General features: G+C 74.1%; 2 protein-coding genes. One reads left to right on the forward strand and one right to left on the reverse strand.

Translation table 11 applies throughout. From position 1 onward, the window contains the following. Positions 1–33 precede the first annotated feature (33 nt). A complete protein-coding gene (locus AB0J68_RS31695; protein ID WP_363942511.1) occupies positions 34–1,227 on the reverse strand; it encodes a hypothetical protein in 1,194 nt (397 codons plus the stop codon). A gap of 247 nt (positions 1,228–1,474) precedes the next feature. Here AB0J68_RS31695 and AB0J68_RS31700 point away from each other — a divergent pair, with 247 nt between their 5' ends. Further along, on the forward strand, positions 1,475–1,903 hold the full coding sequence (locus tag AB0J68_RS31700) for a DUF3151 domain-containing protein (RefSeq protein ID WP_354860259.1): 429 nt from the start codon (positions 1,475–1,477) through the stop codon (positions 1,901–1,903). The last annotated feature ends 33 nt before the right edge of the window (positions 1,904–1,936 follow it).

Here is a 1,936-nt window from a genome sequence, read left to right on the forward strand (position 1 = left end):
GCCGGCTCTCCCTCGGGGAGCCGGCCGTCGCCGTCAGGTCGTCAACAGGCGGACGGCCTCGCGGACGTCGTCGGTGAGGTGGATCGTCGACGACAGGTCACCGAACGGGGAGGCGGCCAGCAGCGGGCGCAGCAGCGCCTCGACCGGCAGCTCACGAGTCCAGTAGTCGCGGTCCAGGAAGATGTACGCGCCGCTGGCCCCGTCGGTGCCGTAGTAGGTCTTGGTGGCCGCCTGGAACACCTCCTGCACCGTGCCCGCCCGCCCCGGCGCGAAGACGATGCCGCCCCGGGCGAGCCGCAGGATGGTGTCCTCCCGGATGGCGTTCGAGAAGTACTTGGCGATCCGGCCGGCGAACAGGTTCGCCGGCTCGTGCCCGTACAGCCAGGTCGGGATGGCCAGCCCTCCGGCCCGTGCCCACCCGGCGTCCCCGGCGCGCTGGCGGGGCACGCCCGCGTACCGCTGCCGGACCGTCAACGCCACGGCCGTGTACCGGTGGTGGTCGGTGAAGTCGGGCGCGGTGGCCAGCAGGTCGATCGCCGCGGTCAGGTCCGCCGCCGGCCGGTCCGCCAGGTACGCGCCGAGGTTCGCCGCCTCCATCACCCCGGGACCACCGCCGGTCACCACCAACCGGTCGGCCCGCGCCAGCTCCCACCCCAGCACGGCCGCCATCCGGTACGCCGCACTGCCGCGCCGCACCGCGTGACCGCCCATGATGCCCACCACCGACTGCGGCCCGTACCCGCCCAGCCAGGCGCGGGTGGCGTCGGCGAGCGCGTTGTCCACGCCATGGTCGTGCAGCCGCTGACCGAGCGCCTCCTTCACGTCCGGCAGCGCGCCCCCGTGCGCCCGGTAGTGCTCGTACACCCGGGTGTCGTACATCCCGGCGAACCCGCCCTCGGCGAACCCGGCGGCCAGGTCGTCCGGGGTGTAGAGGTGCGCCGGCTGGGTCGGGTACGGCAGCCCGGAGAACGGCGGCACCACGTTCGCGCCCCGCCGGACCAGGTCGGCGCCGACCTCCCGGGAGGCGAACCGGCAGCCGACGAAGAGGGTGCCGGTGACCTCGATGTCGGTCAGGTCGGGCACCGGGGCGAGGTCGAGGCGCAGGCCCTGCACGGTCAGCCCGGTCAGGCGGCCGGTGACCAGCTGCCGGTCGAACTCGTCCCGGGTCTGGATCTCGTCGGCGTGCAGGTGCGGCTCGATGACGTCCGTGGGAGGTGGGGTCGGCACCCGGCCATCCTGCCCCTTTGGTGGGGCCTGCCAAACCCCGGGCGGGGTGGAAGCGACAGGAGCCCGGTGGTCGTGGCCACCGGGCTCCTGCGTAACCGGGTCCTGGGGAGGCTCCGGACCATTAGTTGTAATGGAAAACACCTGGCGGCGGCATAGGCCGCAGGCGTGATGAACTCCTCAGCCGTTCAGCGGAACGTGTCGGCCGACCCGCTCGCGTGTCGCCCTGTCCAGCGGGTTGAATGGGGCGATGCAGAACCTTTTGCCGGAGCCACCGGCCACCCTCCTGCCCGCGAACGACGAGGCCGACGCCGCCCTGGCCGCCGCCCAGGAGGCCGGCACCGATGAGGCGTTCGCCGAGGTGGCGGCCCGCTTCCCGACCTACAGCGCCGCCTGGGCGGAGCTCGCGGCCCGGGCGTTCGCGGCCGGTGCGGTGGTGACGGCGTACGCGTACGCCCGCACCGGCTACCACCGTGGCCTGGACCAGCTCCGCCGCAACGGCTGGAAGGGCCACGGGCCCGTGCCGTGGTCGCACGAGCCCAACCGGGGCTTCCTCCGCTGCCTGTACCTGCTCTCCCGGGCCGCCGACGAGATCGGCGAGGCCGACGAGGCGGCCCGCTGCGCCCAGTTCCTGCGCGACTGCGACCCGGCCGCGGCGGACGCGCTGGCCAGCAACTGACACCGCTGTCGAAGGCCGGCCCGGAGTCGGGCC

Origin of the sequence: Micromonospora sp. NPDC049580 (assembly GCF_040675595.1) — a bacterium.
In the GTDB taxonomy this organism is placed as follows: Bacteria; Actinomycetota; Actinomycetes; order Mycobacteriales; family Micromonosporaceae; genus Micromonospora.